A 532-nucleotide genomic window follows, 5' to 3' on the forward strand; every position below is an offset into this window, starting at 1 on the left:
CCTGATGTCCGACCAGGATTAGCTGACCTTCGTGCTCCTCCGTTACGCTTTAGGAGGAGACCGCCCCAGTCAAACTACCCACCAGACACTGTCCGCAACCCGGATTACGGGTCCACGTTAGAACATCAAACATTAAAGGGTGGTATTTCAAGGTTGGCTCCACGCAGACTGGCGTCCACGCTTCAAAGCCTCCCACCTATCCTACACATCAAGGACCAGTGTTCAGTGTCAAGCTATAGTAAAGGTTCACGGGGTCTTTCCGTCTTGCCGCGGGTACACTGCATCTTCACAGCGAGTTCAATTTCACTGAGTCTCGGGTGGAGACAGCCTGGCCATCATTACGCCATTCGTGCAGGTCGGAACTTACCCGACAAGGAATTTCGCTACCTTAGGAYSGTTATAGTTACSRCCGCCGTTTACYGGGGCTTCGATCAAGAGCTTCGCGTTGCCGCTAACCCCATCAATTAACCTTCCGGCACCGGGCAGGCGTCACACCGTATACGTCCACTTTCGTGTTTGCACAGTGCTGTGT

The 532-nt window shown here is 53.5% G+C and carries 1 rRNA gene; it reads right to left on the reverse strand.

Annotated features, from left to right (window positions below):
• A 23S ribosomal RNA gene (locus AB4124_RS34095) occupies nucleotides 1-532 on the reverse strand; the annotation flags it as partial.

This window comes from Paenibacillus sp. 2KB_20 (assembly GCF_052115765.1).
In the GTDB taxonomy this organism is placed as follows: domain Bacteria; phylum Bacillota; class Bacilli; order Paenibacillales; family Paenibacillaceae; genus Paenibacillus_AQ.